The sequence below is a fragment of the Ramlibacter paludis genome (genome assembly GCF_022012305.1).
GTDB lineage: Bacteria > Pseudomonadota > Gammaproteobacteria > Burkholderiales > Burkholderiaceae_C > Ramlibacter > Ramlibacter paludis.
This window is the reverse complement of sequence record NZ_JAKLTM010000003.1, coordinates 418,864-445,863: the sequence shown is the minus strand read 5'-3', so window position 1 is coordinate 445,863 and position 27,000 is coordinate 418,864. Positions and strand designations below refer to the sequence as shown.

The window sequence follows — 27,000 nt, the reverse complement described above, 5'->3', positions numbered from 1 at the left end:
CATGCAGTTCAAGCCAACCATCATCGCGCTGCTGGGCATCGCCACCGCAGCGGTCGCCCAGGCGCAGGGCGCCTGGCCCACCAAGCCCATCACCCTGGTCGTGCCCTTCGCGGCCGGCGGCCCCACCGACGTCGTGGCCCGCACGCTGGGCGCTGCCATGACCAAGTCGCTCGGCCAGACCATCGTGGTCGAGAACAAGCTCGGGGCGGGTGGCACCGTGGCGGCGAACTACGTCGCCAAGGCGGCGCCGGACGGCTACACCTTCTTCATCCACCACAACGGCATGGCCACCGCGCCGGCGCTGTACCGCAAGCTGGCCTTCGATCCGCTGAAGGACTTCGAATTCGTCAGCCAGGCCGTCGAAGTGCCGATGACGATGCTGGCCCGCAAGGACTTCCCGGCCAACAACCTGCAGGAGATGGTGGCCTACATCAAGGCCAACCAGAGCAAGATCAACCTCGCCAATGCCGGCCTGGGCGCCGTGTCGCAGCTGTGCGGCATGATGTTTCAGCGCGCCATCGGCGTGCAGGTGACCGAGGTGCCGTTCCAGGGCACCGCCCCCGCGATGAACGCGCTGCTGGGCGGGCAGGTCGACGTGCTGTGCGACCAGACCACGCAGACCGTGCCGCAGATCAAGGCCGGCAACGTCAAGCTCTATGGCGTGACGACCAAGAGCCGGGTGAAGGTGCTGCCCAATGCGCCCACGCTGGCGGAACAGGGCCTGAAGGACTTCGAGGTCGTCGTCTGGCACGGCATCTACGCGCCCAAGGGCACGCCCAAGCCCGTCCTCGACAAGATGAATGCGGCCGTGCGCACCGCGCTCAAGGATCCGGACGTCATCAAGCGCATGGACGAACTTGGCGCCGAGATCGTGCCGGATGCCGGCAATACGCCGGAGGCCCTGCACGCGTGGCTGAAGGCGGAGATCGACAAGTGGGGGCCCGTGATCAAGGCCGGCGGCAAGTTCGCGGACTGATTCGTCAGAGCGGCAGCCCGACGTAGTTCTCCGCCAGCGCCGTCGACGCCGCCCGCGAGTTCACCAGGTACTCCAGCTCCGCCTCCTGCACCCGCTGGCCGAAGCCTTCGGTGTCCGGGAAGCGGTGCATCAGCGTGGTGAGCCACCAGGAGAAGCGCTCCGCCTTCCACACGCGCTTGAGGCATCGCTGCGAGTAGGTGTCGATGCCGGCGTCGCTCCTCTCGCGGAAGTGCTCGATCAGCGCACCCGACAGGTACTTCACGTCGGTGGCGGCGAGGTTCAGGCCCTTGGCGCCGGTGGGCGGCACGATGTGCGCCGCGTCGCCGGCGAGGAACAGGCGGCCGAAGCGCATCGGCTCGGCCACGAAGCTGCGCAGGGGCGCGATGCTCTTCTCGATGCTGGGACCGGTGACGATCTTCGCGGCCAGTTCGGGGTCGAGGCGTCGCCGCAGCTCGTCCCAGAAGCGCTGGTCGCTCCAGTCCTCCACCTTGTCGTCCAGCGGGCACTGCACGTAGTAGCGGCTGCGCGTCATGCTGCGCATGGAGCAAAGCGAAAAGCCCCGCTCGCTGTTGCCGTAGACGATCGCATGCGGCGAGACCGGCGGCGTGTCTGAGAGCACGCCCAGCCAACCGAAGGGATAGACCTTTTCGAATTCCCGCACGGAGTCCTTGACGGTCTGGCGGCAGACGCCGTGGAAGCCGTCGCAGCCGGCGATGAAGTCGCACTCGATCTCGTGCGTGGCGCCGTCCTTCTGGTAGCGCACCGTCGGGCGCGTGCCGTCGATTCCGTGAATGGACACGTTGGCCGCCTCGTAGACCGTCGGCAGTCCTTGCGCGGTGCGCGCATCCATCAGGTCGTGCGTGAGCTCGGTCTGGCCATAGGCCGTCACCACCTTGCCGCCGGTCAGGCCGTGCACGTCGATGGGATGGCGCACGCCGCCGAAGACGAGCTCGATGCTGTGGTGGACGATGCCCTCGCGGTCGACGCGCCGGCCGACGCCCGCTTCGCGCAGCAGGTCGACCGTCACCTGTTCCAGGATGCCGGCGCGGATGCGGCCCAGCACGTATTCGCCGCTCTGGCGCTCCACGATGATGTTGGCGATGCCGGCCTTGTGCAGCAGCTGGCCGAGCAGCAGGCCCGAGGGGCCGGCGCCGATGATGGCAACCTGGGTTCGCATGGGTGTGTCTCCTGCCCCCGAGCTTAGGAGCGGCGCCTTCGCGAAGCCAGGGGCGGGCGCGCCGGTTGTGCGATCATTGCCCCGCTTGCGCGATCATCGCGCAACGGACCCCGACATGACGATCGCCAAGGCGGATTACATCGAAGGCATGGCCAAGGGCCTGGCCGTGCTGGAGAGCTTCGACACCGAGCGGCAGCGGCTGAACGCCACGCTGGCGGCGCAGCGCGCCGGCCTCACGCGCGCCGCGGCCCGGCGGCACCTGCTCACGCTCGCACACCTGGGCTACCTGGAAACCGACGGCAGCTATTTCTGGCTGGCGCCCAAGGTGCTGCGCTTTTCCGGCAGCTACCTGGCTTCCGCGCGCCTGCCGCGCGTGATCCAGCCGACCCTGAACCGCCTGGCCGCGCTGACCGGCGAGTCCTTCTCCGCCGTGGTGCTGGACGGCGACCAGGTCGTCATCATCGCCCGCAGCGGCTCGCGCAGCATGCTCGCCTATGGCCTGCACCTGGGCGCACGCCTGCCGGCCCATGCCACGTCGACCGGCCGCGTCCTGCTGGCGGCCAAGACCCGCACCGAATTCAATGCCTGGCTCAAGGGCAGGGAACTGCCGCGCCTGACCACGCACACCACCGTCGATGCGCGCAAGTTCCGGGCGCTGGTCGAGGAGGTGCGCGCGCAGGACTGGGCCATGGCCAGCGAGGAGCACGAGCTGGGCGTCCACGCGCTGGCGGTGCCCCTGCGGAACATGGAAGGGCGGACGGTCGCGGCGCTCAACGTGGTCGCGCCACCGCAGAGGCTGGAGCCGAAAGTGATGCAAAAAGACCTGCTGCCGCTGCTGTTCGAGGCGGCGCGGGAGCTTCGACCCCTGCTCTGACATATAAACATACAACGATATATTCGTTGGGGTTTGATAGGACCGCCCCCAAACTCCTTGTCCCACCCGACAAGAGGTTGATGATGGCTACCCTGCGCCTCGGCGACACCGCCCCCGATTTCACCCAGGACTCCACCGAAGGTCCCATCCGCTTCCACGAATGGGCCGGCAATTCCTGGGTCGTGCTGTTCTCGCACCCGGCCGATTTCACCCCCGTCTGCACGACCGAGCTGGGCCGGACGGCGGCGCTGTCGGGCGAGTTCGCCAAGCGCGGCGTCAAGCCCATCGCCGTCAGCGTCGACCCGGTCGACCAGCACCGCAACTGGATCAAGGACATCAACGAGACGCAGGACACGACGGTCAACTTCCCCATCCTCGCCGATGCGGACAAGAAGGTCGCCACCCTGTACGACATGATCCACCCGAACTCGCTGGCCAACGCCACGGTGCGCAGCGTGTTCATCATCGACCCGAAGAAGGTCATCCGCACCACGCTGACCTATCCGGCCTCCACCGGCCGCAACTTCGACGAGATCCTGCGCGTCATCGACTCGCTGCAGCTGACCGACAGCCACAAGGTCGCGACGCCGGCCAACTGGAAGCAGGGCGACGATGTCGTCATCGTGCCGTCGCTCCAGGACCCGAAGGAACTGGCCGAGCGCTTCCCGAAGGGCTTCAAGGCCGTCCGCCCCTATCTCCGCATCACCCCGCAACCGAATAAGTAAGCAATGAAGTTCAAGTCGTTCCTCGCCGCCGCGGCGCTCGCCGCCAGCGGCATCGCCTCCGCCCAGAGCCAGACCCTGCTGAACGTCTCGTACGACGTCGCCCGCGAGTTCTACAAGGACATCAACGCGGCCTTCGTGCCTTACTACAAGAAGACCACCGGCAAGGACGTGAAGATCGAGCAGTCGCATGCCGGCTCGAGCGCGCAGGCGCGCGCCGTCGCCGACGGCCTCGACGCCGACGTGGTGACCATGAACACCACCACCGACGTCGAATTCCTGGCCGACAAGGGCATCGTGGCCAAGGACTGGGCCAAGCGCTTCCCGGACAATGCGGCGCCGACCACGTCGACCATGCTGTTCCTCACCCGCAACGGCAACCCCAAGGGCATCAAGGATTGGGACGACCTGGTCAAGCCCGGCGTGCAGGTCGTGGTGGTGAACCCCAAGACCGGCGGCAACGGCCGCTATGCCTACCTGGCCGCCTGGGGCTACGTCAAGAAGAAGGGCGGCACCGACGCGCAGGCTGCCGACTTCGTGAGCAAGCTGTACAAGAACGTGCCGGTGCTGGCCCGCGGCGGCCGCGACGCCACCACGGCCTTCCTGCAGCGCAATACCGGCGACGTGCTGATCACCTTCGAATCCGAAGTCGAGTCCGTCAACAAGGAATTCGGCAACGACAAGGTCGACGTGGTCTATCCCTCGGTCAGCATCGTCGCCGAGAACCCCGTGGCAGTCGTCGAGCGCACCGTGGCGAAAAAGGGCACCGGCGAGCTGGCCAAGGCCTACCTGAACTTCCTGTACTCGGAAGAAGGCCAGGAGATCGCCGCCAAGCACAGCATCCGCCCGCGCAACGCCGCGGTGCTGAAGAAATACGCCGCCACCTTCAAGCCGGTGAAGCTGTTCACGGTGCAGGAGCTGTACGGCTCGCTGTCGGAGGCGCAGAAGGTGCACTTCAACGACGGCGGCCAGTTCGACAAGATCTACACCGTCAGGTAAGCCGACCATGAGCGGGGCCCTTGCGGCGCCGCTGCCGGGCGGACCGGCAGCGGCGCCATCCACTTCACGCGCCGGCAGCAGTAAAGTGCTGCCCGGGTTCAACCTGACCCTGGGCTACACGCTTGCGTACCTGTGCCTGATCGTCCTGATCCCGCTGTCGGCGCTGGTCCTCAAGACCTTCACGCTCAACTGGGACCAGTTCTGGGCCGCCGTCAGCTCGCCGCGGGTCGTGGCCTCCTACCGCCTGACCTTCGGCGCCTCCTTCCTCGCCGCGCTGGTCAACGTCGTCTTCGGCCTGCTGGTGGCCTGGGTGCTGGTGCGCTACAAGTTTCCCGGCAAGCGCATCGTCGACGCGCTGGTGGACCTGCCGTTCGCGCTGCCGACCGCCGTCGCCGGCATTTCGCTCACCGCGCTGCTGGCCGGCAACGGCTGGATCGGCCAGTACCTGGAGCCGCTGGGCATCAAGCTGGCCTTCAATCCCAACGGCGTGGTGATCGCGCTGATCTTCATCGGCCTGCCTTTCGTGGTGCGCACGGTCCAGCCGGTGCTGGAAGAGTCGGAGCGCGAGCTGGAAGAAGCCGCGATGTGCCTGGGCGCGACGCGCCTGCAGACCTTCCTGCGCGTGATCCTGCCATCCATCCTGCCCGCGCTCCTCACGGGTTTCGCGATGGCTTTCGCCCGCGCGATCGGCGAATACGGCTCGGTGATCTTCATTGCCGGCAACATGCCCATGGTCTCGGAGATCACGCCGCTGATCATCATCAGCAAGCTCGAACAGTACGACTACGCCGGCGCCACCGCGGTGGCCGTGGTGATGCTGCTGTTCTCCTTCGTCCTGCTGCTGGTGATCAACGCCCTGCAGGCCTGGCAGCGCAAGCGCAGCGGAGCCCACTGACATGGCCACCGACCTGACCCGCAAGCGCGTCACCACCACCGAAGCTCCCTGGGTGCAGTGGACGCTGATCGGCATCGCGCTCGTCTTCCTGCTGCTGTTCCTGGTGCTGCCGCTGGCCGCCGTCGCCACCGAGGCGCTGCGCAAGGGCCTGGGCGCCTACCTGGAAGCGCTGAAGGAGCCCGACGCCTGGGCGGCGATTCGCCTCACCCTGGTCACGGCCGCCATCGCGGTACCGCTGAACCTGGTGTTCGGCGTGGCCGCCGCCTGGTGCATCGCCAAGTACGAATTCCGCGGCAAGGCCTTCCTGACCACCCTGGTCGACCTGCCGTTCTCGGTGTCGCCGGTGGTGGCGGGCCTGATCTACGTGCTGGTGTTCGGCGCGCAAGGCTGGTTCGGCCCCTGGTTGCAGGCGCACGACATCAAGATCGTGTTTGCCGTGCCGGGCATCGTGCTGGCCACCGTGTTCGTGACCTTTCCCTTCATCGCCCGCGAACTGATCCCGCTGATGCAGGCGCAGGGCAACGACGAGGAGCAGGCCGCGATCGTGCTCGGCGCGACCGGCTGGCAGACCTTCCGCCACGTCACGCTGCCCAACATCAAGTGGGGCCTGATCTACGGCGTGATCCTGTGCAACGCCCGCGCCATGGGCGAGTTCGGCGCGGTGTCGGTGGTGTCCGGCCACATCCGCGGCCAGACCAACACCATGCCGCTGCACGTCGAGATCCTCTACAACGAATACCAGTCGGTGGCGGCCTTTGCCGTCGCCTCCCTGCTGGCGCTGCTGGCCCTGGTCACGCTGGTGATCAAGTCGGTGGCGGAATGGCGGCAGGAGCGCGAGCTGCAGGCGGCGGAGGAGTCCGCCCCCGAGTTCGTGCCCGCCGCGGTGAAAGGCACCCCATGAGCATCGAAATCCGCAACGTCAGCAAGAACTTCGGCGACTTCAAGGCCCTGCGCGACGTCTCGCTGAACATCGCTTCCGGCGAGCTGGTCGCGCTGCTGGGCCCGTCGGGCTGCGGCAAGACCACGCTGCTGCGCATCATCGCCGGCCTGGAGACGGCCGACCGCGGCAGCATCCTGTTCTCGGGCGAGGACACCACCGACGTGCACGTGCGCGAGCGCCAGGTCGGCTTCGTGTTCCAGCACTACGCGTTGTTCCGCCACATGACCGTGTTCGAGAACGTGGCCTTCGGCCTGCGGGTCAAGCCGCGCGGCCAGCGCCCGAGCGAGGAGCAGATCAAGAAGAAGGTGCACGACCTGCTGAACCTGGTGCAGCTCGACTGGCTGGCCGACCGCTTTCCTTCCCAGCTCTCCGGCGGCCAGCGCCAGCGCATCGCCCTGGCGCGCGCGCTGGCGGTGGAGCCCAAGGTGCTGCTGCTGGACGAGCCTTTCGGCGCGCTGGACGCCAAGGTGCGCAAGGAACTGCGGCGCTGGCTGCGCCGGCTGCACGACGAACTGCACGTCACCAGCATCTTCGTCACGCACGACCAGGAGGAGGCACTCGAAGTGGCCGACCGGGTGGTGCTGATGAACGCCGGCAACATCGAGCAGGTCGGCTCGCCGCAGGAGGTCTGGGACCATCCGGCCAGCCCCTTCGTCTACGGCTTCCTGGGCGACGTCAACCTGTTCCACGGCCGCGCCCACGAGGGCGAGGTGCACCTGGAAGGCCTGCAGCTGTCCTCCCCCGAGCATGCCGGCGCCCAGAACCAGAAAGCCTTTGCCTACGTGCGGCCGCACGACCTGGACGTGGAGCGCTACACCGCCGGTGCCGGCGTGGACGCCGCCGGTCGGCCGCGCGGCATCGTGGCGCAACTCTCGCGCGCCATCGTGGTCGGACCCATCGCCCGGCTGGAACTGATTCCGGTCGAAACGGTGGAAAATGCGGCACCGGAGTCCGTGATCGAGGCGCAGATCCCTGCGCAGCAATTCAACGAAATGGGCTTCCGGGAGGGCGAGACGCTGGTGGTGACGCCGCGGCGCGCCCGTGTCTTTGTGGAGAGCTGAAGGCCGGATCCGCCGGCCTGCAGGCTGGATGGGGAACGACGGATGGTCTTGAACTGGTTCGATACGGCGCCGCGGCGCATCCTGGGTGCGATCGCGCTGGCCTGCGTGGCCATGCTGGCCTTCGGCCTGTACCTGCAGCACGTGGTGGGGCTCGAGCCTTGCCCGATGTGCGTCGTGCAGCGCTACGCGCTGGTGCTGGTGGCGCTGGTGGCGGGCATCGCGGCTTCTTTCCGCGGGCGCGGCGTTCACGTAGCCGGCGCGGCCCTCATGACGCTGCTGGCCGGCGGCGGCGCCTTCGTGGCGGCGCGCCAGAGCTGGCTGCAGTGGTATCCGTCCGAGGTCGCGTCCTGCGGCCGCGACATCTACGGGATGATCGAGACCTTCCCCCTCAAGCGCGCGATCCCGATGATCTTCCGCGGCAGCGGGGACTGCACCAAGATCGACTGGACCTTCCTGGGGCTGTCGATCGCGAACTGGTCGTTCCTGTGCTTCGTGGCGATCGCGGTGGTGGGGCTGGTGTTGATCGCGCGGCAGCTGCGCACCAATTCCTCGCGCCGCGCTTTCGCCTGAGCCCTGCCGCGGTTCGCCTGCGGGCGCACCACGGCGTCCCCGCTCACAACCCGGACGGATACGTCTCCGCCACTTCCCCGGCATGCCATTCCGGCTCCGGGGCCAGCGGTTGCAAGGCCCGCGTCGCGTCGATGTGGATCATGGCGTCGAACTGGTCCGGCAGGCGGGTGTGGAAGTAGTGGCTCATGCGCTCGGTCTGCGGCTGGTAGATGACGCCGATCGCGCGCTGCAAGCGGCGCTCGGACAGCAGGTCTCGCAGTGATGCCTCGCCGCGCAGGTCGAGCCAGAAGCGCTCCTCGTCGGCCTGGTGGAAGAGGTCCTCGAAGCTGCCCGGCAGGCCCGGCCGCACCAGCTTGCGTTCACCGGCGCCGTCCCATTCCGAAGCGGCCGTCACGCTGCCATGGTGCGTGCTGAAGCCCACCAGGCAGGCTTGCGCGCCCCACCGGTCGCGCGCCAGCTGACCGACGTTCCACTCGCCCTGGTCGCCCATCTCGGTGGCGCTGGCATCGCCCAGGTGCGAGTTGTGCGCCCAGACGACCATCTTCGAGGCGGCCCCGCGTTGGCCGAGATGCTTTTCCAGCGCCTGCAAGGTCTCCACCATGTGGCTGTCGCGCAAATTCCAGGACGAGACGCGGCCGCGGAACATGGTGCGGTAGTACTCCTCGGCATTGCGCACCAGGCGCGCGTTCTGCTGCGCGAAGAAGGCGTCGTCGCGCTCTTCGCCGGAGCCCGCCGGCGCGTCGGCCATCCTGCGATTGAGTTCCCGCAGCTGCTGCACCACTTCGTCCTCGCAACTGGCCTGCAGGCCGAAGCTGGCCGCGTAGCCGTAGGCCTGGCTGTCCTCGCCGTAGTGGTCGAAGCAGGCGTAGCGCGCCCGCGCCCGCCGCGCCGCTTCCGGATCGGTGCGGTCCAGGTAGGCCAGCACGCCTGCCATCGAACGGTACAGGCTGTACAGGTCCATGCCGTAGAAGCCGCAACGCTGCGACGCCGGCAAGGCGCGGTTGTGCTCGCGCAGCCATTCGACGAAGTCGCGCACCACGGTGTTGCGCCACATCCAGGTCGGGAAGCGTTCGAAGCCGGAAAGCGCCGCCGCCGCATCGGCGTCATCGGACGCGCCGCGCACGTAGCGGTTCACGCGCCAGGCATCGGGCCAGTCGGCTTCGACCACCACGGCGCCGAAGCCATGGTGCGTGATGAGGCGCCTGGTGAGCTCCGCGCGCTCGGCATAGAACTCGTGGGTGCCGTGGCTCGCTTCGCCGAGCAGCACGAGCCGGGCGGCCGCGATGCGGTCGACGAGCGCGTTGTCGTCGGCCGCGTAGCCGGGCAGGGGACGCAAGTGGCCGCGCAGGCCCTCCAGCAGGGCGGCATCCTTGTTGGGAGCGAGGAACTTCATGCTTCAACTTCCATGCGGCATGGCCGCGGCCGGCAGGGCCTGCCGCGCATCGGCCAGCAGCCGGCGGACTTCCTCGTCGCCGGTCTGCGGGAAAGCGCGGTACCAGAGCCCGACCGCGCGGAAGGGAATGGGTTGCGCGGGGCACACGACTTCGTCGGCCTCCGCGCGCAGGCTTTCGCAGGTTTCCGGCGCACCCACGGGCACGGCGATGCAGGTCCATGCCGGCTCCTGCTGCCGCACGGCGCGCGCGGCCGCGCGCATCGTGGAGCCGGTGGCCAGGCCATCGTCGACCAGGATCACCACCCGGCCCGACAGGACGAGCGGCCCGGCGTCGCCGCGGTAGTGCAGCTCGCGCCTTTCCAGTTCGGCCTGCTCGCGCCGCGCGATGCGCTCCACCTCGGCCGGCTTGACGTAGCGCTCGGCTTCAGGATTCATGACCCGGATGCCGCCGCTGGCAATGGCGCCCATCGCATATTCCTCGTGGTTGGGGTGGCCCAGCTTGCGCACGATCAGCACGTCCAGCGGCGCTCCCAGTTCGCGCGCGACCTCGTACCCGACCGGCACGCCGCCGCGCGGCAGGGCCAGCACCAGCAGACCCGCGCGTCCGCGCAGGTGCTGCAGCGCTTGCGCCAGCACCCGGCCGCCCTCCTGGCGGTCGGTGTAGGGCAGGCGCGGCGCCGCGCTCATGCCAGCTGCTCCGTGCGCAGCAGGTGCCGGCTGAACCAGGCGGCGGCCAGCGTCGCGGCCTGTTCCAGCGTGCCCGGCTCCTCGAACAGGTGGGTGGCGCCGGGGACGATGGCGATGCGCTTCTCGCATTGCAGGTGCGCCAGCGCCTGCTCGTTGAGCGCGAGCACTTCGCGGTCCAGGCTGCCGACGACCAGCAAGGTCGGCGCGGTGACCGCGGCCAGCGCGGCGCTGCCCGCCAGGTCGGGCCGGCCACCGCGCGACACGACGGCGGCCACCCGCTGGCCCAGTTGCGCGGCAGCGATCAAGGCGGCCGCGCTGCCGGTGCTGGCGCCGAAGTAGCCGATCGGCAGGCCTTGCACCGCAGGCTGTGCCGCCGCCCAGAGCGTGGCTTCTTCCATGCGCCGCGTGAGCAGCGCGATGTCGAAGCGGTGCTGGCGGGTGTGCGCATCGACCTCTTCTTCCTGCACGGTCAGCAGGTCGAAGAGCAGGGTGGCGATGCCCGCCTGCTGCAGGCGCTGCGCCACCAGGCGGTTGCGCGCGCTGTGGCGGCCGCTGCCGCTGCCGTGCGCGAACAGGACGAGCCCGATGAACTCCGCCGGCAGCCCGAGGTCGCCGTACAGCCAGGCTTCGCCCGCCGGGATGCGGACCTCCTGCAAGGGCGTGGTGTGCATGGTCAAGACGGAGGACGGCATGGCGGTCTCCTTTGCAAGCTAGGGCAGGCCACGGCGGCTTGCTGTAGTCGGGCAGCGCGGGCGATGTAGGACGCCCCAAGGGCAACGATACGCCGCGGCGCCCCTGTCGGCCAGCCCTGCCGGCAGGGTCACGGCGGTGCAGCCGGCCCCTGCCAGGTGCTCAGGACAGCTTCTTGACGAACACCATGCTGCGCCGGTCCCAGTTGTACTTGCGCTTGCGCGCTTCGGGCAGCCAGTCGGGATCGACCTGCACGAAGCCGCGCTTGAGGAACCAGTGCATGGTGCGCGTCGTGAGCACGAAGATGCTTTCCAGGCCCATGGCGCGGGCGCGCTGCTCCACGCGGCGCAGCACCTTGTCGCCGTCGCCCTGGCCCTGGCTTTGCGGCGACACCGTCAGCGCCGCCATCTCGCCGGTCTTCGCTTCCGGGTAAGGGTAGAGCGCCGCGCAGGCGAAGATCACGCCGTCGTGCTCGATGATGGTGTAGTTGGCGATGTCCCGTTCGATCTCGGTGCGGTCGCGCTTCACCAGCGTGCCGTCCTTCTCGAAGGGTTCGATCAGCTGCAGGATGCCGCCCACGTCGTCGGCCGTGGCTTCGCGCAGTTCCTCCAGCTTCTCGTCGATCACCATCGTGCCGATGCCGTCGTGCACGTAGACCTCGAGCAGCAGCGAGCCGTCGGTGGCGAAGGGAATGATGTGGCTGCGCTCGACGCCCGCCTTGCAGGCCTTCACGCAGTGCTGCAGGTAGAAGGCGGTGTCGCTCGGGTTCTGGGCCGCGGGCAGGCTGGCCAGCAGCTGCTCCGCCGCCGCCAACGGCAGCTCGGTGTCGATCGGGTTGTCCTCGCCCTCGGCCTCCAGCGGCTTGACGCGGATGCCCGGGATCTCGGTCAGGAACACCAGCTTGTCGGCCTGCAGGGCGATGGCCACGCTGGTCGCCACTTCTTCCATGGTCAGGTTGAAGGCCTCGCCGGTCGGCGAGAAGCCGAAGGGCGACAGCAGCACCATCGCGCCGAAGTCCAGCGTGCGGGTGATGCCGGCCACGTCGACCTTGCGCACCAGACCGGAATGCTTGAAGTCGACGCCGTCGACGATGCCGACCGGGCGCGCGGTGATGAAGTTGCCCGAGATCACGCGCACCGTGGAGCCGGCCATGGGCGTGTTGGGCAGGCCCTGGCTGAAGGCGGCCTCGATCTCGTAGCGCAGCTGGCCGGCGGCTTCCTGTGCCGAGTCGAGCGCCACTTCGTCGGTGATGCGCATGCCGTGCGAGTAGCGGGCGGCATGGCCCTTGGCCTTGAGCTGCTCGTTCACCTGCGGCCGGAAGCCGTGCACCAGCACCACCTTGACGCCCATGCTCTGGATCAGGGCCAGGTCCTGCGCGATGTGCTGCAGCTTGCCGGAAGCCACCGCCTCGCCCGCCATCCCGATCACGAAGGTCTTGCCCCGGTGCATGTGGATGTAGGGCGCCACCGAGCGGAACCACGGCACGAAGGTGAAATTGAAGATGGCGGACATCGGTCGACGGAAAAGCGAACGCGTCAGTGTAAGGGAGTGCTCGGCGGTATTTGTTATCGTGTGGGGATGGACGCACTGGCCGCGGGCTTCTGGGGCGCATTCTTCGGCACCGCGGTGCTGATGCTGGCCCTATCCCTGGTCGCCTTCGTGCGCTCGCACCGGCAGGTGGCGCTGACGGCGGGGCTGTCGGCCGTGGTCTCCGCCGCCTTCGTCATCGCCTACCTGGGCTTCCTGCCCTTCGAGCCGGCCACCGAGGCGCGCCTGCTGGCCCACGTGGCCATGGCCGCCGCCGTCTCGCTGGCCCTCATGCTGCTGGCGATGCTGGGCCTGTTGCGCCAGCGCACCAGCGCCCGGCGCATCGTGGCCGCGCTCGTCGGCCTGGGGCTGCTGGTGATCGCCGCGGGCTGGACCTTGCGGCCCGGGCAGGCGCTGGGCCTGAGTTCCCTGGTTGCCGTGGGCGTCGGCCTGCTGATGCTGGTCGTTTCCTTTCGCAGCGCGGTGCGCGGCGACCGCCTGGCCTGGACCAGCGTGCTGGGCGTGGCCTTCATGCTGGTGGCGCTGGCCGGCCTGAGCTGGATCGCCTTCAGCCGCAGCACCTGGTGGCCGGTGCATGCAGTCAGCGCCGTGGCCGGCATGGCCTACCTGAGCGTGATGGCTTCGGCCCTGTGGCGCCGCTATTCCTACCTGCTGGAACTGGCCGAAGTGATGGCCCATGGCCCCAGCTACGACCCGGTGACGCGCATGCGTTCGCACAGCGAAACCGGGCAGATGGTGGGCGACCTGTTCTTCCGGCGCGAGGACGGGCCCAGCCGCTCGATCGGCGTGATCGCGGTCAGCATCGCCAATCTCTACGCGCTGGAAAACCTGCATGGCCGCGCCGCCTTCAACCACGCGCTGTTCGTCTGCGCCGGGCGGCTGCGCCGCTGCGTGCCGCAATACGTGGAGATGGGGCGGCTCGGCGAAGACGGCTTCCTGCTGCTGCTGTCCAACCCGCAAAGCATGGAGCACATCGTGCAACTGGCCCGCCAGGTGCGCAGGCGGCTGTCGCGGCCGCTGGCCCTGAGCACCAGCCGCGACCCCGCGGGCCTGGAGGCGTCGGCGACGAACTGGGTCGCCGAGCTCGGGATCGGCGTGTTGAACACCAACACGCAGGTGCGGCCTTCGCAGGCGGTGGCGACGGCGCGGGCGATGGCGCGCACCGCCTGGAGCTATTCGAGCCGGCTGGCCTTCTACGACCAGACGCAGGGGCAGATCGCCGAACTGCCGCCCGAAGACCTGGCGACCGCACCCGGTCCGCTGCCCGTGCCGAGCGTCATCTAGCGCCATACATGGACCGGGTTGCGGCGGCGTTCTGGGGAGCCTTCTTCTGCACGGCATCGCTGATGCTGGTGCTGTCGCTCGCCGCCTTCGCGCGTTCGCACCGCCGCGTGGCCCTGATGGCGGGCCTCACCTCCGTCGTCTCCGCCGCCTTCGTGGTGGCCTACCTGGGCTGGCTGCCCATCGAAGGCGCGGTCGAAGCCCGCGTGCTCGCGCACGTCGCCGTGGCCGCTGCCGTGAGCCTGGCATGGATGCTCATGTCCACCTTCGGCATGCTGCGGCAACATGCCGTCGGCCGGCGCGCGCGCGTCCTGCTGCTGGCCTCCGGCGCCGCGGTGCTGGCGGCGGGCTGGCTGGTGGACGCCGGCGAGGCCCTGGCCATGAGCTCGGTGCTCGCATTGGCAGTGGGCGCCGCGATGCTCGTGATCGCCATGCGGGGCGCCGCCCGGGGCGACCGCGCCGGGTGGTCGGCGGTGGCCGGCCTGGTCTTCATGCTGGTGGCGATCGCGGGCCTGAGCTGGATCGCGCTCAGCCGCACCACCCGCTGGCCCGTGCACGCGATCAGCGCGGTCTCGGGCATCGCCTACCTGTGCGTGATCGCCGCGGTGCTCTGGCAACGCTATTCCTACCTGATCGAGCTGGCCGAGGTGATGGCCCACGGCCCGAGCTACGACCCGGTGACGCGCATGCGCTCCCACAGCGAGACCGGGCAGATGGTCGGCGAGATGTTCTTTCGCCGCGAAGGCGGCGCGAGCCGCCCGATCGGCGTGATCGCGGTCTGCATCGCCAACCTCTACGCGCTGGAAAACCTGCATGGCCGCGCGGCCTTCAACCATGCGCTCTTCGTTTGCGCCGGGCGGCTGCGCCGCTGCGTGCCGCAGTACGTGGAGATGGGCCGGCTCGGCGAGGACGGCTTCCTCCTCATCGTGCGCAACGCCGAGGACGCGCGGCGGCTGTCCCAGCTGGCGCGCGTGGTGCGCGAGCGCCTGGCGCGCCCGCTGGCCCTGAGCACCGGCCGCGACGCCCCGCGGCTGGAAGCCGGCGCAACGCATTGGGTGGCCGAGATCGGCATCGGCGTGCTGTCCACCAGCACGCAGGTGCGGCCGGCGCAGGCGGTGGCGACGGCACGCGCCATGGCCCAGACGGCCTGGAGCTATGCCAGCCGCCTGGCCTTCTTCGACCCGCGGCTCCAGCAGATCGCGGAGCTGCCGCCGCAGGAGCCCCAGGCCCGATAATCCCAGGCTTTGGTCCGCCGTTCCGCCTTGCCTGCCTCGCTGAAAATCACCTTCCCGGAAGCGCTTCCGGTTTCCGCCAAGCGCGAAGAGATCATGGAAGCCATGGCCGCCCACCAGGTGGTCATCGTCTGCGGCGAGACCGGCTCGGGCAAGACCACCCAGCTGCCCAAGATCGCGCTCGCCATGGGCCGCGGCAAGCTCAATGCGCCGGACGGCAAGGGCCGCCTGATCGGCCACACGCAGCCGCGCCGCATCGCCGCCTCCAGCGTCGCCAAGCGCATCGCGCAGGAGCTGGAAACGCCGCTGGGCGAAGTGGTCGGCTTCAAGGTGCGTTTCCAGGACCGGCTGGCCAAGGACGCGTCGGTGAAGCTGATGACCGACGGCATCCTGCTGGCCGAGACGCAGTCGGACCCGCTGCTCAAGGCCTACGACACCATCATCATCGACGAGGCGCACGAGCGCAGCCTCAACATCGACTTCCTGCTCGGCTACCTGCGGCAGCTGCTGCCGCGCCGGCCGGACCTGAAGATCGTGGTGACCTCGGCCACCATCGACGCCGAACGCTTCGCGCAGCACTTCGCGTCCGCCAAGGGGCCGGCGCCCGTCATCTACGTTTCCGGCCGCATGTTCCCGGTGGAGCAGCGCTGGCAGCCGTTCGAGGAGACGCGGGAGTTCGACCTGAACGACGCGATCGCCGATGCGGTCGACGAGCTCTGGCGCGGCAACGCGCCCGGCGACATCCTGGTGTTCCTGCCGGGCGAGCGCGAAATCCGGGAGGCGGCCGACCACCTGCGCAAGCACCTCGCGCACGACGCGCTGACGCGCAACGCCGAAGTGCTGCCGCTGTTCGCGCGGCTGTCGCAGGCCGAGCAGGACCGCGTGTTCGACACGCATGGCGGCCGCCGCATCGTGCTGGCCACCAACGTGGCGGAAACCTCGCTGACGGTGCCGGGCATCCGCTACGTGATCGACACCGGCACCGCCCGCGTCAAGCGCTACAGCTTCCGCAGCAAGGTGGAACAGCTGCTGGTGGAGCCGGTCAGCCAGGCCGCGGCGAACCAGCGGGCGGGCCGCTGCGGCCGCGTCGCCAACGGCATCTGCATCCGCCTCTACGACGAGAAGGACTTCACCGCGCGGCCGCGCTTCACCGACCCGGAGATCCTGCGCTCGTCGCTGGCGGGCGTGATCCTGCGCATGAAGTCGCTGCACCTGGGCGCGGTGGAGGACTTTCCCTTCATCGACCGGCCTTCGGGCCGCGCGATTTCCGACGGCTACCAGCTGCTGAACGAGCTGGGGGCGGTGGACGACGACAACGCGCTCACGCCCATGGGCGCGGAGCTGGCCCGCCTGCCGCTGGACCCGCGAGTGGGCCGCATGATCCTGGAGGCGCGCCAGCGCGGCGCCTTGGCCGACGTGCTGGTGATCGCATCGGCGCTGTCGCTGCAGGACGTGCGCGACCGCCCCATGGAGCTGCAGGCGCAGGCCGACCAGCAGCACGCCAAGTTCGACGACGAGAAGAGCGAGTTCTCGGGCTACCTGCGCCTGTGGCAGTGGCTCGAGCAGGCCCGCGGCGGCCACGGCACGGACCATCGCCTGTCCAACCGCCAGTACGAGCAGCTGCTGCGCCAGAACTTCGTCAACGTGCGGCGCGTGCGCGAATGGCGCGACGTCCACAGCCAGCTGCTGACGGTGGTGACCGAGCACAAGTGGAAGCTGAACGACCAGCCCGCCAGCTACGAGCAGCTCCACAAGTCGATGCTGGCTGGTTTGCTGGGCAACATCGGCTTCAAGCTGGAAGACGACGAGGCCTACCTGGGCGCGCGCGGCATCAAGTTCTACCGCCATCCGGGCGCGCACCTGAAGAAGCGTCCGGGGCGCTGGGTGGTGGTGGCGGAGCTGGTCGAAACGACGCGGCTCTTCGGCCGCGGCATCGCCAACATCGAGCCGCAGTGGGTGGAGGAAGTCGCCGGCCACCTGCTGAAGAAACAGCTGCTCGATCCGCACTGGGAGAAGAAGCAGGCCGAAGTGATGGCGCTGGAACGGGCCACGCTGTACGGCCTGGTGATCTACAGCGGCCGACGCGTGCCCTTTGCCCGCGCCGACCTGCACGGCGCGCGCGACATCTTCCTGCGCGAAGGCCTGGTCGCCGGCGAATGGGAGACGCGCCTGCCTTTCCTGGCCGCCAACCAGAAGCTGGTGCGGCAGGTCGAGGAGCTGGAGCACAAGTCGCGCCGGCAGGACGTGCTGGTGGACGAGGAGCTGATCTACGCCTTCTACGACCAGCAGGTGCCCAAGGACGTCTACAGCGGCGCCACCTTCGAAGGCTGGTACCGGCAGGCGAGCCGCGCCAACCCGGACCTGCTGAAGCTCTCGCGCGAGGAGCTGATGCGGCACGAGGCGGCCGGCATCACCAGCAACGCCTTCCCGAAGACGGTGCGCCTGGGCGGCATCGACTGCGCGGCGACCTACCTGCACGAGCCGGGCGACGCGCGCGACGGCATCACGGTGACGGTGCCGCTCTACGTGCTGAACCAGGTGAACGAGGAGCGTGCCGAGTGGCTGGTGCCCGGCATGCTGAAGGACAAGATCCAGGCGCTGCTGAAAAGCCTGCCGCAGCGGCCGCGCTCCCGCTTCGTGCCGCTGCCGGAGTCGGCCACGCGCATCGCCGCGCTGCTGTCCACGCCGGAACGCTGGGCGCTCGGCGGCCTGACCGATGCGCTGCTGAAACTCGCGCGCGACGAAACCAGCCTGGACGTGAAGCGCACCGACTTCAAGCTGGACATGGTGCCGGCGCACCTGTTCATGAATTTCCGCATCGTCGACGAGCACGGGCGCCAACTGGGCATGGGGCGCAACCTGGCGGCGCTGAAGTCCGAGCTGGGGGCGCAGGCACGCGGCGCCTTCCAGGCGCTGGCGGGCTTGAAGGTCGCGAAGCAGGTGGAGGCGGCGCCCGCAACGCCAGCCAGGTCCGCCGCCGTCGCGAGCCCACCGCCCAGCCTTGCGACGGCAGGGGGAGGGTCCACGGCCGAGAGGCACACGGCCTGGACCTTCGGCGAGCTGCCCGAGCTGATGGAAGTGCGCAAGGGCGGCACTTCGCTGGTCGGCTTCCCGGCGCTGATCGATGGCCGCGATGCGGTGACGATCGAAGTGTTCGACGAGCCGGAGGTGGCCGCCGCGAAGCATCGCGCGGGCCTGCGCCGCCTGTTCGCGCTGCAGCTGAAGGACGCGCTCAAGTACCTGGAAAAGAACATCCCGGACCTGCAGAAGATGGCCGTGGCCTACCTGCCGCTGGGAACGCTGGAAGAACTGCGCGAGCAGATCGTCGAGGTGGCGCTGGACCGCGCCTTCCTGCTCGATCCGCTGCCCGCCAACGCGGCCGACTTCAAGAAGCGGCTGGACGAAGGCCGCGGCCGCCTGACGCTGATCGCCAACGAAGTGGCGCGCCTGGCCGCCAGCATCCTGGCCGACTACGCCGCCGCCGCCCGCAAGATCAAGGACACGAAGATCCAGCCGGATGCCACCGCCGATGCCTTGCAACAGCTGCAACGGCTGGTGCCCAAGCGCTTCCTGGCCGCGACGCCCTGGGCGCGCCTGCAGCACCTGCCGCGTTACCTGAAGGCCATCGTGCTGCGCCTGGACAAGCTGCGCGCCGATCCGGCGCGCGACGGCACGCGCCTGGCCGAACTGCGGCCCCAGGAGCAGAAATACTGGCGGCTGGTGGCCGAGCGCAAGGGCGTGGCCGACGAGCGCATGCAGGACTTCCGCTGGCTGCTGGAAGAGCTGCGGGTGAGTCTGTTCGCCCAGGAGCTGAAGACGCCGCAGCCGGTGAGCAGCAAGCGGCTCGAGAAGGTCTGGGCCCAGCTGAATAGTTGAAGCTTTCGGCTTCTGCGTTTCTCCCCCTGTTCGCCGCCGGCCGGCGGGAGTACAAAGCAACGATGGACCGACGCAGTTTCATGGAGACCTGCTCGGCGGGTGCGGCCGGGATGTCGCTGGCCGCCGCCCTGCCGGCCTGGGCGGCCGATGCGAAACCCAAGGCCTATGCGCCGGCCTTGCTGGTCAACGAGCGCGGCGACCCGCTCAAGGCCTCGGAACTCAAGGTCCAGGCCAACTACGTCTTCCACTATCCCTTCGAAGCGACGCCGGTGTTCCTGCTGGACCTGGGCAAGCCGGCGCAGCCGAATGCGCTGAGCACCCACGACCGCAGCGCCTACAGCTGGCCGGGCGGCGTGGGCAGCAAGCGCAGCATCGTGGCGTTTTCCGCCATCTGCGCGCACCAGCTGGTCTACCCGACCCGCGACGTCAGCTTCATCAGCTTCCGCAAGACGCGGGCGCAGCGCGGCGTGCAGGATGGCCTGATCCACTGCTGCGCGGAACACAGCCAATACGATCCCGCCCGCGGCGCCGAAGTGCTGTCAGGCCCGGCGCGGCAGCCGCTGTGCGCCGTGCTGCTCTCCTACGATCCCCGCGTGGACAGCCTCACCGCTTATGCCACGCTCGGGGGCGAGCTGTTCGACGAGTTCTTCCAGAAGTACCAGGCGAAACTGAGCCTGGAGGTGGGCAGCAAGGCGCGCAATGCGGTGAGCGGGCAGGTGGTGGTGCGGGAGCTGGAGCGGTTCTGCCGCAATTCGATCCAGTGTTGAGGCCGCACTCTGAAATCGCTACGCGATTCCAGAGTGGACTAGTCAGTGTGAAGAGGCCCGGCAGAGCCGGATCCTCTCCACAAGTGGGACCGCGCTGCATGATATTCCGCGCGATCCTCGCATTGTCCCGGGTGTTCTCTCCGCGCAGCGGCACGTAGACCGGACGGAGCATCGCGCAGACCGGTCTCCCTTGTGGAGGAGATCCGGCTTTGCCGGGCTCCTCCACACCGTTTAGACCACTGAGAAATCCGCCTTGGCGGATTTCTCAGTGAACGACCTAGAGCTTCGCCAGCCGCTCCAGCGCCGTCTGCAGCGTCTCGTCCTTCTTCGCGAAGCAGAAGCGCACCACCCGCTGGTCGAAGCCATTGCCGTAGAACGCCGACAGCGGAATCGCCGCCACGCCGATCTCGCTGGTGACCCATTTGCAGAAGTCCGCCTCGCCCAGGTCGCTGACGGCGGAGATGTCCACGCACTGGAAGTACGAACCCTGGCTGGGCAGCAGCTTCAGGCGCGTGCGGCCCAGGCCTTCGCGGAACAGGTCGCGCTTGCGCTGGTAGAAAGCCGGCAGCTGCAGGTAGGGCTCCGGCGAGGCCATGTACGCGGCCAGGCCGTATTGCATCGGCGTGTTGACCGTGAAGACGTTGAACTGGTGGACCTTCCGGAATTCGGCGGTCAGGGCGGCGGGCGCGGCCACGTAGCCGATCTTCCAGCCGGTCACGTGGTAGGTCTTGCCGAAGCTCGAGACGATCAGCGAGCGCGCCGCCAGGCCGGGGAAGCGCGCGGCGCTCTGGTGCAGCTGGCCGTCGAAGACCATGTGCTCGTAGACCTCGTCGCTGATCACGAAGACGTCGGTTGGCGCCAGCAGGTCCTGCAGCTGCAGCATCTCCTCGCGCGTCCACACCGTGGCGCTCGGGTTGTGCGGCGAGTTCACCAGGATGGCGCGGGTGCGCGGCGACAGCGCCGCGGCGATCTTGCCGAAGTCCGGCCGGAAGGTTCCGGGCGTCAGCGGCACCCGCACGACCTTGCCGCCGGCGAGCTCGATGTTGGGCACGTAGCTGTCGTAGCAGGGCTCCAGCACGATCACTTCGTCGCCCGGCTTCACGATCGCGAGGATGGCCGTGATGATCGCCTGCGTCGCGCCGGCGGTGATGGTGATCTCGCTGGCCGGGTCGTACTTGCGGCCGTACAGCGCCTCGATCTTGGCGGCCACCGCCTCGCGCAGCACCGGCACGCCGGTCATGGGCGGGTACTGGTTCAGGCCCATCGTCATGGCCTGGCTCACGGCGTCGACCAGCCTGGGGTCGCATTCGAAATCGGGGAAGCCTTGGCCGAGGTTGACGGCGTTCTTCTCGGCGGCCAGGGCCGACATCACCGTGAAGATGGTGGTCCCCATGGTGGGGAACTTGGTGGCGATGGGGGGCGTGCGTTCGGTGCTCATGGTGCGGGAGTCACAGTTCGTAGTCGTTGCCGTGGCCGCTCATGGCCTTGGCGATGAGGTTGCGGTCGAGGCGGTCGGACAGCAGTTCGGCGAAGCGGAACACGAAGTTGCGCAGGTAGGCGCCGCGCTTGAAGGCCACGCGCGCGAGGTTGTGGCCGAACAGGGTGCCCAGGGGCCGCACGGCCAGGTCGCCGTTGCTGCCGTCGTCGCGCACGGCCATCTCGGCGACGATGCCGATGCCCAGGCCGAGGCGCACGTAGGTCTTGATCACGTCGGAGTCGATCGCTTCCAGCGCGATGTGCGGGGTCAGCTTGCGCTGCGCGAAGGCGGAGTCGATGCGCGTGCGGCCGGTGAAGGACGGGTGGTAGGTCACCAGCGGCTCGGCGGCGATGTCCTCCAGCGTGACGCGCTCCTTCTTCGCCAGCGGATGCTCCTTGGGCAGCACCAGCACGTGCTGCCACTCGTAGCAGGGCATGGTGACCAGGTCCGGGTAGTCCGAGAGCGACTCGGTGGCGATGCCGATCTCGGCGATCTCGTCCAGCACCATCCGCGCCACCTGGTCGGGCGAGCCCTGGTGCAGGCTGACCGACACCTTGGGGTATTGCTCGCGCAGCTTGGCCACCGGGATCGGCAGCACGTAGCGTGCCTGGGTGTGGGTGGTGGCGATGGAGAGGGTGCCGCTGTCCTGGGCGCTGAACTGTTCGCCGATGCGCTTGAGGTTGCCCACCTCGCGCATGATCAGTTCTATGCTTTTCAGCACGTGCTGGCCGGGCTCCGTGACGCGCTTCAGGCGCTTGCCGTGCCGGGCGAAGATCTCGACGCCGAGTTCTTCCTCGAGTTCGATGATGGCCTTGGAGACCCCCGGCTGGGAGGTGTGCAGCGCCTTGGCTGCTTCCGTCAGGTTCAAGTTGCGCCGCACCGCTTCCTGGACGAAGCGAAACTGATGCAGATTCATATTGAATTTCTTCTAAGAGAGAAATTCATTATGCCTCGCTGTCTTATTCCATCGCAATCTTTGCCAGCAGGTCCACGACCCTTGCGTCCTCGCCGACGGGCGCCTGCAACACGAAGCGGACGGTGGGGCAAACCACCTGCAACTGGCGTACCAGGGCCGGCAGGTCCTCGCGCGCATGGCGTCCGGTGCCCAGGAACATGGGAACGATGGTGACCTCGGTGGCGCCCGCCGCCACCAGCTCGCCGGCGGCCGTGCCCAGGTCGGGCGTGTCCAGTTCCAGGTAGGCGCAGCGCACCGGCACGCCGGGCTGCAGCGTCCGCAGGCGGGTCGCCACGGTTTCCATGGGCAGCCGCCACAGCGGATCGCGCGAGCCGTGGCCGAACAGGACGATGGCCTTGCTCATCGCCGCAGCACCAGGAAGCCGAAGGCGCCCAGGGAGAGCATGGTGTAGATCAGGCCCGGCGTCCCCGCCGCCAGCCAGGGCTTCCAGTTCTGCAGGTTGCCGATGTAGCCGAAGACGTTGTTCAGCAGGAAGAAGCTGATGCCGATCAGCACGCCGCCGAACACGTAGCTGGTGATGCCGCCCGTGCGGAAGTGCAGGTAGGCGAAGGGCAGGGCCAGCACCACCATCACCAGGCAGGACAGCGGATAGAACACCTTGCGCCAGAACTCGATCTCGTAGCGCTGCGAGGTCTGCGAATTGGCCTCGAGGTGGCGGATGTACTGGAAGAGGGCGATGGTGCTCATGCGATCGGGCTTGAGCAGCGCCACCGAGACCATTTCCTGCGTGATCTCGGTGGGCCAGCGCAGCGACGGCACCTTGATGCGCTCCACGTGCGCGCGCTCCAGCTCGCCCAGCGCGAACTCGCTGCGCTCGGCGTTCTCCAGCACCCAGGCGCCGTCCTCGAAACGCGCCTTGGGGGCCTGGGTGATGGACACCAGGAAGCCGCGCGGATCCGCTTCGAAGATGCGCACGTTCTGCATGCTGTTGTCCGTGAGCGCCCGGACGTTCACGTTGTACGAGAGGTAGCGCTGCCGCTCCTTCAGCCAGGCGCCGGTGCCGCCCACCGAGACGCCGCCGTCGATCACCTGGCCCTTGAACAGCTGGCCCACGCGGTCGCTGGCGGGCGCCAGGTAGTCGCCCACGGCGAAGGTGAGGGCGGTGAAGCCCACCCCCAGCAGCAGCAGCGTGCGCAGCGCCCGCACCGGGCCCAGGCCGCTGGTGCGCAGGATGGTGTATTCCGAGCTCTGGGCGAAGCGCGCCATCACGAAGATGGTGCCGATCAGCACCGCGATGGGGAGCAGTTCGTAGAGGTGGGCCGGCACGCGCAGGCTGACGAACAGCATGGCCTGCGACAGCTTGTAGGTTCCCACGCCCTTGCCGATCAGCGGCAGTTCGTCGATCAGGTCGAAGATGAAGAAGAGGGCCAGGAAGCCCAGCGTGACGTACAGGACGGCGTAGAGGATCTCGACGTAGATCAGGCGGCGGATGGTCTTCATGCCTGCGCCCCGCGGGCTTCGCGCGCTTCCCGCGCTTCCCGCCACCTGCGCAGCAGCGGCACCAGCGACCAGTTGTTGTGCTGCTTGCCCAGCCAGAAGGCGGCCAGCACGAAGGCGCCGCCATGCAGCAGCAGCAGGAAGGGCACCAGGCCCACGCGGCCGCGCGCGATCCAGCTCTGGCCCATGTTCAGGAGGTTGACGTAGACGACGAACGCGAACAGCGCGAACACCAGGTTGCCGCTGCGCCCGACACGCGGGTTCACGCTCGACACCGTGATGGCCAGCAGCACGAAGTTGCAGGCGGCCAGGGCCAGCCCAAGGCGCCAGGCCAGCTCGCCGCGGTTCACCGGCGTGCGTTCGCGCAGCAGGGTGAGGGTGGAGCGGGCGCGCGCCGGGCTTTCGTCCAGGCCGGTCAGCGTGGTGCCGGCCACGCGGCTGCCGTGCTCCTCGAATTCGCTGATGCGCATGCCTTCGCCCTTGAGCGAGTTCTCCAGCCGCTGGCCGTTCTGCAGCAGCAGGAACTGGCTGTCGCCGATGGTCTCCACGTGGCCGCTGCGCGCCGAGGTCACCGTCTCGCGGTCGCGCTCTATGCTGCTGATGAAGATGTTGCGGCCCGACTTGTTGTCCGGCGTGTCCTTGTCCAGGAAGAACACGCGGCGGCCGCTGGCCGACTCCTGGAACTGGCCGGGCGCGACGCGCTCGAGGTCGCCGCGCTTGCCGTAGCGGTCCTTCAGCACCTGCGTCTGCTGGTTCGCCCAGGGCCAGATCACCAGCGACAGCAGGGCGACGACCAGCAGGATCGGCCAGGCAAAGCCGAACAGGGGCTTGACCAGCGACGACAGGCCGCGGCCCGCGGAAAACCAGATGACCATCTCGCTGTCGCGGTACATGCGCGAGAGCGTTCCGACGATCGCGATGAACAGCGACAGGGTCAGGATGGTCGGCAGGTAGCCGAGCACCGTGTAGCCCATGACCATCATCACTTCCTCGGGGTTGACGCTGCCGCGGCTGGCCAGGCTCAGCGTGCGGATCAGCGTCATGGTCATCACGATGGTGACCAGGACCACCAGGGAGGCACCGAAACTGCGGGCCAGTTCCTTGCGTACGGTTGAATGGAATAACATCGGCGGCCAGCGCGGCATGCGCGGATACAACAACGGGACAAAACGGGAATTATGGACTTCGAACTCAAGACCCTGGATGCGGCCGGAGCAGCCGCCGAGAAATCGGACGTGCTGCTGGTGCTGGTGACCGAAGGTTTCAAGGCCGGCAAGGATGCCGTGTCGAAACTGGTGACCTCGGCGTTGGCCGCGCGCGACCTCGAGCCCAAGGCGGGCAAGCTGCTGCAGGCCTACCGCTGCGAGGGCATCGCCGCGCCGCGCGTGCTGCTGGCAGGCGCCGGCGACGGTTCGGGCAAGAAGATCCAGGCCGCCGTGGCGGCTGCCGCCGGCGTGCTGCGCGCCTCCGCGGCCAAGAAGCTGACCATCCTGCTGCCCGCGGGCAGCGGCGACGAAGCCGTGCGCGCCGCGGTCTGCGCCACCGCCGAGAGCAGCTACGTCTACGTCACCACCAAGTCCAAGCCGGAAGGCCGCGAGCTGAAGAAGGTCGTGGTCGGCGTGGCCGACGCGGGCGCCGGGCGCCAGGCCTTCGGCCGCGCCAAGGCGGCCGCCACCGGCATCGAATTCGCCCGCGAACTGGGCAACCTGCCGCCCAACTACGCCACGCCCACCCGCCTGGGCGAGGAAGCGAAGAAGCTGGCCAAGAACCACGGCTTCAAGGTCGAAGTGATGGGCCCGAAGGAAGTCGAGAAGCTGGGCATGGGCTCCTTCATGGGCGTGGCCAAGGGCTCGTCCGAGCCGCTGCGCTTCATCGTGCTGCGCCACGAAGGCGGCGCCAAGGGCGACGCGCCGGTGGTGCTGGTGGGCAAGGGCATCACGTTCGACAGCGGCGGCGTCTCCATCAAGCCGTCGGCCGACATGGACGAAATGAAGTTCGACATGGGCGGCGCGGCCAGCGTGCTGGGCACCTTCCGCGCGCTGGGCGAGCTCAAGCCCAAGGTCAACGTGGTCGGCATCATCCCCAGCTGCGAGAACATGCTCGATGGCAGCTCCTACAAGCCGGGCGACATCCTCACCAGCATGAGCGGCCAGACCATCGAGGTGCTGAACACCGACGCCGAAGGCCGCCTGATCCTGTGCGACGCGCTGACCTATGCGGAGCGCTTCAAGCCCAAGGCCGTGGTCGACATCGCCACGCTCACCGGCGCCTGCGTGATCGCGCTGGGCGGCGTGCGCAGCGGCCTGTTCGCCAGCGACGACGCCCTGGCCGGCCAGCTGCAGGCCGCCGGCGACGCGGCGCTCGACCCCGTGTGGCGCATGCCGCTGGACGACGAGTATTCCGAGGGCCTGAAGACCAACTTCGCCGACGTCGCCAACGTGGCCGGCCGCGCCGCCGGCGCCGTGGTGGCGGCCAAGTTCCTGCAACGCTTCACGCCCAACTATCCCTGGGCCCACCTGGACATCGCCGGCACCGCCTGGAAGAGCGGCGCGGGCAAGGGATCCACCGGCCGCCCGGTCGGCCTGCTGCTGGAATTCCTGCTCGCGCAGGAAGGCGGCGCGGTCACCAAGGGCCAGGGCAAGGCGGCGCGCAGCAAGGCCGCGGCCTGAATGACCGAGGTCACCTTCCACTTCAACGTGCCGGATTCCGTGGGCTATGCCTGCCGCCTGGTGCGGCGGGCCGTGGGCGCGGGCTCGCGGGTCGTCGTCACCGGCGACCCCGACACGCTGCGGACCCTGGACGCTGACCTCTGGACCTTCTCGCAGGTGGACTTCATCCCGCATTGCCAGGCCGAAGGTGCCGACCCGCGGGTGCTGGCGGCGTCCCCGGTGGTGCTGACCGCGGCGCCGCGGGGCGCGCCGCACCAGGAAGTCCTCGTCAACCTGGGCGGCCCGGTGCCCGAAGGCTTCGAGCGCTTCCAGCGCCTGAACGAACTGGTGTCGCAGGACGAGGCCGACCGGCTGCGCGCGCGCGACCGCTGGAAGCACTATGCGACGCGCGGGTATGCGATCAAGCGGCACGACGTCGCGAGCAAGGAAGCACGCTGATGGCCACGCAACGCACGCCGCCCCGTTTCGTGCCCACGCTCACCGAGGTCGTGCAGACCGGACCGGCGCCGCTCGCGCCGGCCTCCGGCCCCGCCCCCTCGGCCGACCAGATCGCGCAGCGCGTGCTGCAGCGCGTCGACCTGTCGCTGGACCGCAAGCTGCGCGAGGCGATGGCCACCGTGATCCTGGAGCACAGCGAAGACCTCGCGGCGCTGCTGCGCGAACGGCTCGAAGGCGTTGTGCGCCAGGTCGTGGCCGACGCTGTCGCCGAAGAGATGCAGGCGCGTCAACGCCAGTGAGCGCCGCGCGTTGTGT

Annotated in this window: 25 protein-coding genes; 15 read left to right on the top strand and 10 right to left on the bottom strand. The window is 68.7% G+C overall.

The window, feature by feature from the left end:
• Position 1: 1 nt before the first annotated feature.
• Positions 2 to 976 (top strand): tripartite tricarboxylate transporter substrate-binding protein, encoded by a 975-nt coding sequence (locus tag LZ009_RS12590; RefSeq protein ID WP_275698276.1) that lies wholly within the window; start codon positions 2 to 4, stop codon positions 974 to 976.
• Positions 977 to 980: 4 nt separating this feature from the next.
• Here LZ009_RS12590 and pobA read toward each other — a convergent pair whose 3' ends face one another.
• The gene (pobA, locus tag LZ009_RS12585; RefSeq protein WP_275698275.1) at positions 981 to 2,153 is read right to left on the bottom strand and encodes a 4-hydroxybenzoate 3-monooxygenase; all 1,173 of its coding nucleotides are present in this window, start codon (positions 2,151 to 2,153) and stop codon (positions 981 to 983) included.
• A gap of 115 nt (positions 2,154 to 2,268) precedes the next feature.
• Between pobA and LZ009_RS12580 the strand changes: the two genes are divergently transcribed.
• The 7 genes from LZ009_RS12580 to LZ009_RS12550 all read left to right on the top strand — a co-directional run bounded on the left by LZ009_RS12580 (position 2,269) and on the right by LZ009_RS12550 (position 8,214).
• Positions 2,269 to 3,027 (top strand): IclR family transcriptional regulator domain-containing protein, encoded by a 759-nt coding sequence (locus LZ009_RS12580; RefSeq protein ID WP_275698274.1) that lies wholly within the window; start codon positions 2,269 to 2,271, stop codon positions 3,025 to 3,027.
• Positions 3,028 to 3,110: 83 nt separating this feature from the next.
• A complete protein-coding gene (locus LZ009_RS12575) occupies positions 3,111 to 3,752 on the top strand; it encodes a peroxiredoxin (protein WP_275698273.1) in 642 nt (213 codons plus the stop codon).
• Between the two features lie 3 nt (positions 3,753 to 3,755).
• Entirely contained in the window at positions 3,756 to 4,748 is a 993-nt protein-coding gene (locus tag LZ009_RS12570; RefSeq protein WP_275698272.1) for a sulfate ABC transporter substrate-binding protein, read from the top strand.
• A 7-nt stretch (positions 4,749 to 4,755) separates the two neighbouring features.
• Positions 4,756 to 5,643: a sulfate ABC transporter permease subunit CysT gene (cysT, locus tag LZ009_RS12565; protein ID WP_275698271.1), complete on the top strand. Its 888-nt coding sequence runs from the start codon at positions 4,756 to 4,758 to the stop codon at positions 5,641 to 5,643.
• Position 5,644: 1 nt separating this feature from the next.
• Positions 5,645 to 6,544, top strand: coding sequence for a sulfate ABC transporter permease subunit CysW (gene cysW, locus LZ009_RS12560; protein ID WP_275698270.1), 900 nt, complete (start codon positions 5,645 to 5,647; stop codon positions 6,542 to 6,544).
• Positions 6,541 to 7,644 carry a sulfate/molybdate ABC transporter ATP-binding protein gene (locus tag LZ009_RS12555; RefSeq protein WP_275698269.1) on the top strand — a complete coding sequence of 368 codons (1,104 nt, stop codon included), beginning with the start codon at positions 6,541 to 6,543 and terminating at the stop codon, positions 7,642 to 7,644. The genes cysW and LZ009_RS12555 overlap by 4 nt, the downstream gene beginning before the upstream one ends.
• Positions 7,645 to 7,686: 42 nt before the next feature.
• A complete protein-coding gene (locus tag LZ009_RS12550) occupies positions 7,687 to 8,214 on the top strand; it encodes a disulfide bond formation protein B (RefSeq protein WP_275698268.1) in 528 nt (175 codons plus the stop codon).
• Positions 8,215 to 8,257: 43 nt separating this feature from the next.
• Here LZ009_RS12550 and LZ009_RS12545 read toward each other — a convergent pair whose 3' ends face one another.
• From LZ009_RS12545 to argA, 4 genes are all read right to left on the bottom strand, one after another.
• On the bottom strand, positions 8,258 to 9,607 hold the full coding sequence (locus LZ009_RS12545; protein ID WP_275698267.1) for an erythromycin esterase family protein: 1,350 nt from the start codon (positions 9,605 to 9,607) through the stop codon (positions 8,258 to 8,260).
• 3 nt (positions 9,608 to 9,610) lie between these two features.
• Complete coding sequence (locus LZ009_RS12540; RefSeq protein ID WP_275698266.1) at positions 9,611 to 10,294, bottom strand: phosphoribosyltransferase; 684 nt, start codon at positions 10,292 to 10,294, stop codon at positions 9,611 to 9,613.
• Positions 10,291 to 10,986: a dienelactone hydrolase family protein gene (locus LZ009_RS12535; RefSeq protein WP_275698265.1), complete on the bottom strand. Its 696-nt coding sequence runs from the start codon at positions 10,984 to 10,986 to the stop codon at positions 10,291 to 10,293. The genes LZ009_RS12540 and LZ009_RS12535 overlap by 4 nt, the downstream gene beginning before the upstream one ends.
• 160 nt (positions 10,987 to 11,146) lie before the next feature.
• Positions 11,147 to 12,496, bottom strand: a complete 1,350-nt coding sequence (argA, locus tag LZ009_RS12530) for an amino-acid N-acetyltransferase (RefSeq protein ID WP_275698264.1) — start codon at positions 12,494 to 12,496, stop codon at positions 11,147 to 11,149.
• Positions 12,497 to 12,562: 66 nt separating this feature from the next.
• Here argA and LZ009_RS12525 point away from each other — a divergent pair, with 66 nt between their 5' ends.
• The 4 genes from LZ009_RS12525 (at position 12,563) to LZ009_RS12510 (ending at position 19,688) form a co-directional block, all read left to right on the top strand.
• Complete coding sequence (locus tag LZ009_RS12525; protein WP_275698263.1) at positions 12,563 to 13,816, top strand: sensor domain-containing diguanylate cyclase; 1,254 nt, start codon at positions 12,563 to 12,565, stop codon at positions 13,814 to 13,816.
• An 8-nt stretch (positions 13,817 to 13,824) separates the two neighbouring features.
• Positions 13,825 to 15,048: a GGDEF domain-containing protein gene (locus tag LZ009_RS12520; protein WP_275698262.1), complete on the top strand. Its 1,224-nt coding sequence runs from the start codon at positions 13,825 to 13,827 to the stop codon at positions 15,046 to 15,048.
• 39 nt (positions 15,049 to 15,087) lie between these two features.
• Positions 15,088 to 18,921 (top strand): ATP-dependent RNA helicase HrpA, encoded by a 3,834-nt coding sequence (hrpA, locus tag LZ009_RS12515; RefSeq protein WP_275698474.1) that lies wholly within the window; start codon positions 15,088 to 15,090, stop codon positions 18,919 to 18,921.
• A 62-nt stretch (positions 18,922 to 18,983) separates the two neighbouring features.
• Positions 18,984 to 19,688 carry a Rieske (2Fe-2S) protein gene (locus tag LZ009_RS12510; protein ID WP_275698261.1) on the top strand — a complete coding sequence of 235 codons (705 nt, stop codon included), beginning with the start codon at positions 18,984 to 18,986 and terminating at the stop codon, positions 19,686 to 19,688.
• A 277-nt stretch (positions 19,689 to 19,965) separates the two neighbouring features.
• Here LZ009_RS12510 and LZ009_RS12505 read toward each other — a convergent pair whose 3' ends face one another.
• The 5 genes from LZ009_RS12505 to lptF are packed head-to-tail and all read right to left on the bottom strand — an operon-like array spanning position 19,966 to position 24,705.
• Positions 19,966 to 21,126 carry a pyridoxal phosphate-dependent aminotransferase gene (locus LZ009_RS12505; protein WP_275698260.1) on the bottom strand — a complete coding sequence of 387 codons (1,161 nt, stop codon included), beginning with the start codon at positions 21,124 to 21,126 and terminating at the stop codon, positions 19,966 to 19,968.
• Between the two features lie 10 nt (positions 21,127 to 21,136).
• On the bottom strand, positions 21,137 to 22,081 hold the full coding sequence (locus tag LZ009_RS12500; RefSeq protein WP_275698259.1) for a CysB family HTH-type transcriptional regulator: 945 nt from the start codon (positions 22,079 to 22,081) through the stop codon (positions 21,137 to 21,139).
• 43 nt (positions 22,082 to 22,124) lie between these two features.
• Positions 22,125 to 22,484 (bottom strand): sirohydrochlorin chelatase, encoded by a 360-nt coding sequence (locus LZ009_RS12495; RefSeq protein ID WP_275698258.1) that lies wholly within the window; start codon positions 22,482 to 22,484, stop codon positions 22,125 to 22,127.
• Positions 22,481 to 23,581 (bottom strand): LPS export ABC transporter permease LptG, encoded by a 1,101-nt coding sequence (lptG, locus tag LZ009_RS12490; RefSeq protein ID WP_275698257.1) that lies wholly within the window; start codon positions 23,579 to 23,581, stop codon positions 22,481 to 22,483. Before lptG ends, LZ009_RS12495 begins: the two co-directional genes overlap by 4 nt.
• The gene (gene lptF, locus LZ009_RS12485; RefSeq protein WP_275698256.1) at positions 23,578 to 24,705 is read right to left on the bottom strand and encodes an LPS export ABC transporter permease LptF; all 1,128 of its coding nucleotides are present in this window, start codon (positions 24,703 to 24,705) and stop codon (positions 23,578 to 23,580) included. The genes lptG and lptF overlap by 4 nt, the downstream gene beginning before the upstream one ends.
• Before the next feature lie 51 nt (positions 24,706 to 24,756).
• Between lptF and LZ009_RS12480 the strand changes: the two genes are divergently transcribed.
• The 3 genes from LZ009_RS12480 to LZ009_RS12470 are packed head-to-tail and all read left to right on the top strand — an operon-like array spanning position 24,757 to position 26,984.
• Positions 24,757 to 26,247: a leucyl aminopeptidase gene (locus LZ009_RS12480; RefSeq protein ID WP_275698255.1), complete on the top strand. Its 1,491-nt coding sequence runs from the start codon at positions 24,757 to 24,759 to the stop codon at positions 26,245 to 26,247.
• Complete coding sequence (locus LZ009_RS12475) at positions 26,248 to 26,685, top strand: DNA polymerase III subunit chi (protein WP_275698254.1); 438 nt, start codon at positions 26,248 to 26,250, stop codon at positions 26,683 to 26,685.
• On the top strand, positions 26,685 to 26,984 hold the full coding sequence (locus LZ009_RS12470) for a hypothetical protein (RefSeq protein WP_275698253.1): 300 nt from the start codon (positions 26,685 to 26,687) through the stop codon (positions 26,982 to 26,984). Before LZ009_RS12475 ends, LZ009_RS12470 begins: the two co-directional genes overlap by 1 nt.
• The last annotated feature ends 16 nt before the right edge of the window (positions 26,985 to 27,000 follow it).

Bases quoted from the DNA above. Each gene is read 5' to 3' on its own strand.
- LZ009_RS12590 (WP_275698276.1), top strand. From the start codon at position 2: ATGCAGTTCAAGCCAACCATCATCGCGCTGCTGGGCATCGCCACCGCA.
- pobA (WP_275698275.1), bottom strand. From the start codon at position 2,153: ATGCGAACCCAGGTTGCCATCATCGGCGCCGGCCCCTCGGGCCTGCTG.
- LZ009_RS12525 (WP_275698263.1), top strand. From the start codon at position 12,563: ATGGACGCACTGGCCGCGGGCTTCTGGGGCGCATTCTTCGGCACCGCG.
- LZ009_RS12480 (WP_275698255.1), top strand. From the start codon at position 24,757: ATGGACTTCGAACTCAAGACCCTGGATGCGGCCGGAGCAGCCGCCGAG.
- LZ009_RS12505 (WP_275698260.1), bottom strand. From the start codon at position 21,126: ATGAGCACCGAACGCACGCCCCCCATCGCCACCAAGTTCCCCACCATG.
- LZ009_RS12580 (WP_275698274.1), top strand. From the start codon at position 2,269: ATGACGATCGCCAAGGCGGATTACATCGAAGGCATGGCCAAGGGCCTG.
- cysW (WP_275698270.1), top strand. From the start codon at position 5,645: ATGGCCACCGACCTGACCCGCAAGCGCGTCACCACCACCGAAGCTCCC.
- LZ009_RS12540 (WP_275698266.1), bottom strand. From the start codon at position 10,294: ATGAGCGCGGCGCCGCGCCTGCCCTACACCGACCGCCAGGAGGGCGGC.
- LZ009_RS12520 (WP_275698262.1), top strand. From the start codon at position 13,825: ATGGACCGGGTTGCGGCGGCGTTCTGGGGAGCCTTCTTCTGCACGGCA.
- LZ009_RS12550 (WP_275698268.1), top strand. From the start codon at position 7,687: ATGGTCTTGAACTGGTTCGATACGGCGCCGCGGCGCATCCTGGGTGCG.
- LZ009_RS12545 (WP_275698267.1), bottom strand. From the start codon at position 9,607: ATGAAGTTCCTCGCTCCCAACAAGGATGCCGCCCTGCTGGAGGGCCTG.
- LZ009_RS12570 (WP_275698272.1), top strand. From the start codon at position 3,756: ATGAAGTTCAAGTCGTTCCTCGCCGCCGCGGCGCTCGCCGCCAGCGGC.
- argA (WP_275698264.1), bottom strand. From the start codon at position 12,496: ATGTCCGCCATCTTCAATTTCACCTTCGTGCCGTGGTTCCGCTCGGTG.
- LZ009_RS12475 (WP_275698254.1), top strand. From the start codon at position 26,248: ATGACCGAGGTCACCTTCCACTTCAACGTGCCGGATTCCGTGGGCTAT.
- lptF (WP_275698256.1), bottom strand. From the start codon at position 24,705: ATGTTATTCCATTCAACCGTACGCAAGGAACTGGCCCGCAGTTTCGGT.
- LZ009_RS12500 (WP_275698259.1), bottom strand. From the start codon at position 22,081: ATGAATCTGCATCAGTTTCGCTTCGTCCAGGAAGCGGTGCGGCGCAAC.
- LZ009_RS12470 (WP_275698253.1), top strand. From the start codon at position 26,685: ATGGCCACGCAACGCACGCCGCCCCGTTTCGTGCCCACGCTCACCGAG.
- LZ009_RS12555 (WP_275698269.1), top strand. From the start codon at position 6,541: ATGAGCATCGAAATCCGCAACGTCAGCAAGAACTTCGGCGACTTCAAG.
- LZ009_RS12510 (WP_275698261.1), top strand. From the start codon at position 18,984: ATGGACCGACGCAGTTTCATGGAGACCTGCTCGGCGGGTGCGGCCGGG.
- LZ009_RS12495 (WP_275698258.1), bottom strand. From the start codon at position 22,484: ATGAGCAAGGCCATCGTCCTGTTCGGCCACGGCTCGCGCGATCCGCTG.
- LZ009_RS12575 (WP_275698273.1), top strand. From the start codon at position 3,111: ATGGCTACCCTGCGCCTCGGCGACACCGCCCCCGATTTCACCCAGGAC.
- lptG (WP_275698257.1), bottom strand. From the start codon at position 23,581: ATGAAGACCATCCGCCGCCTGATCTACGTCGAGATCCTCTACGCCGTC.
- cysT (WP_275698271.1), top strand. From the start codon at position 4,756: ATGAGCGGGGCCCTTGCGGCGCCGCTGCCGGGCGGACCGGCAGCGGCG.
- LZ009_RS12535 (WP_275698265.1), bottom strand. From the start codon at position 10,986: ATGCCGTCCTCCGTCTTGACCATGCACACCACGCCCTTGCAGGAGGTC.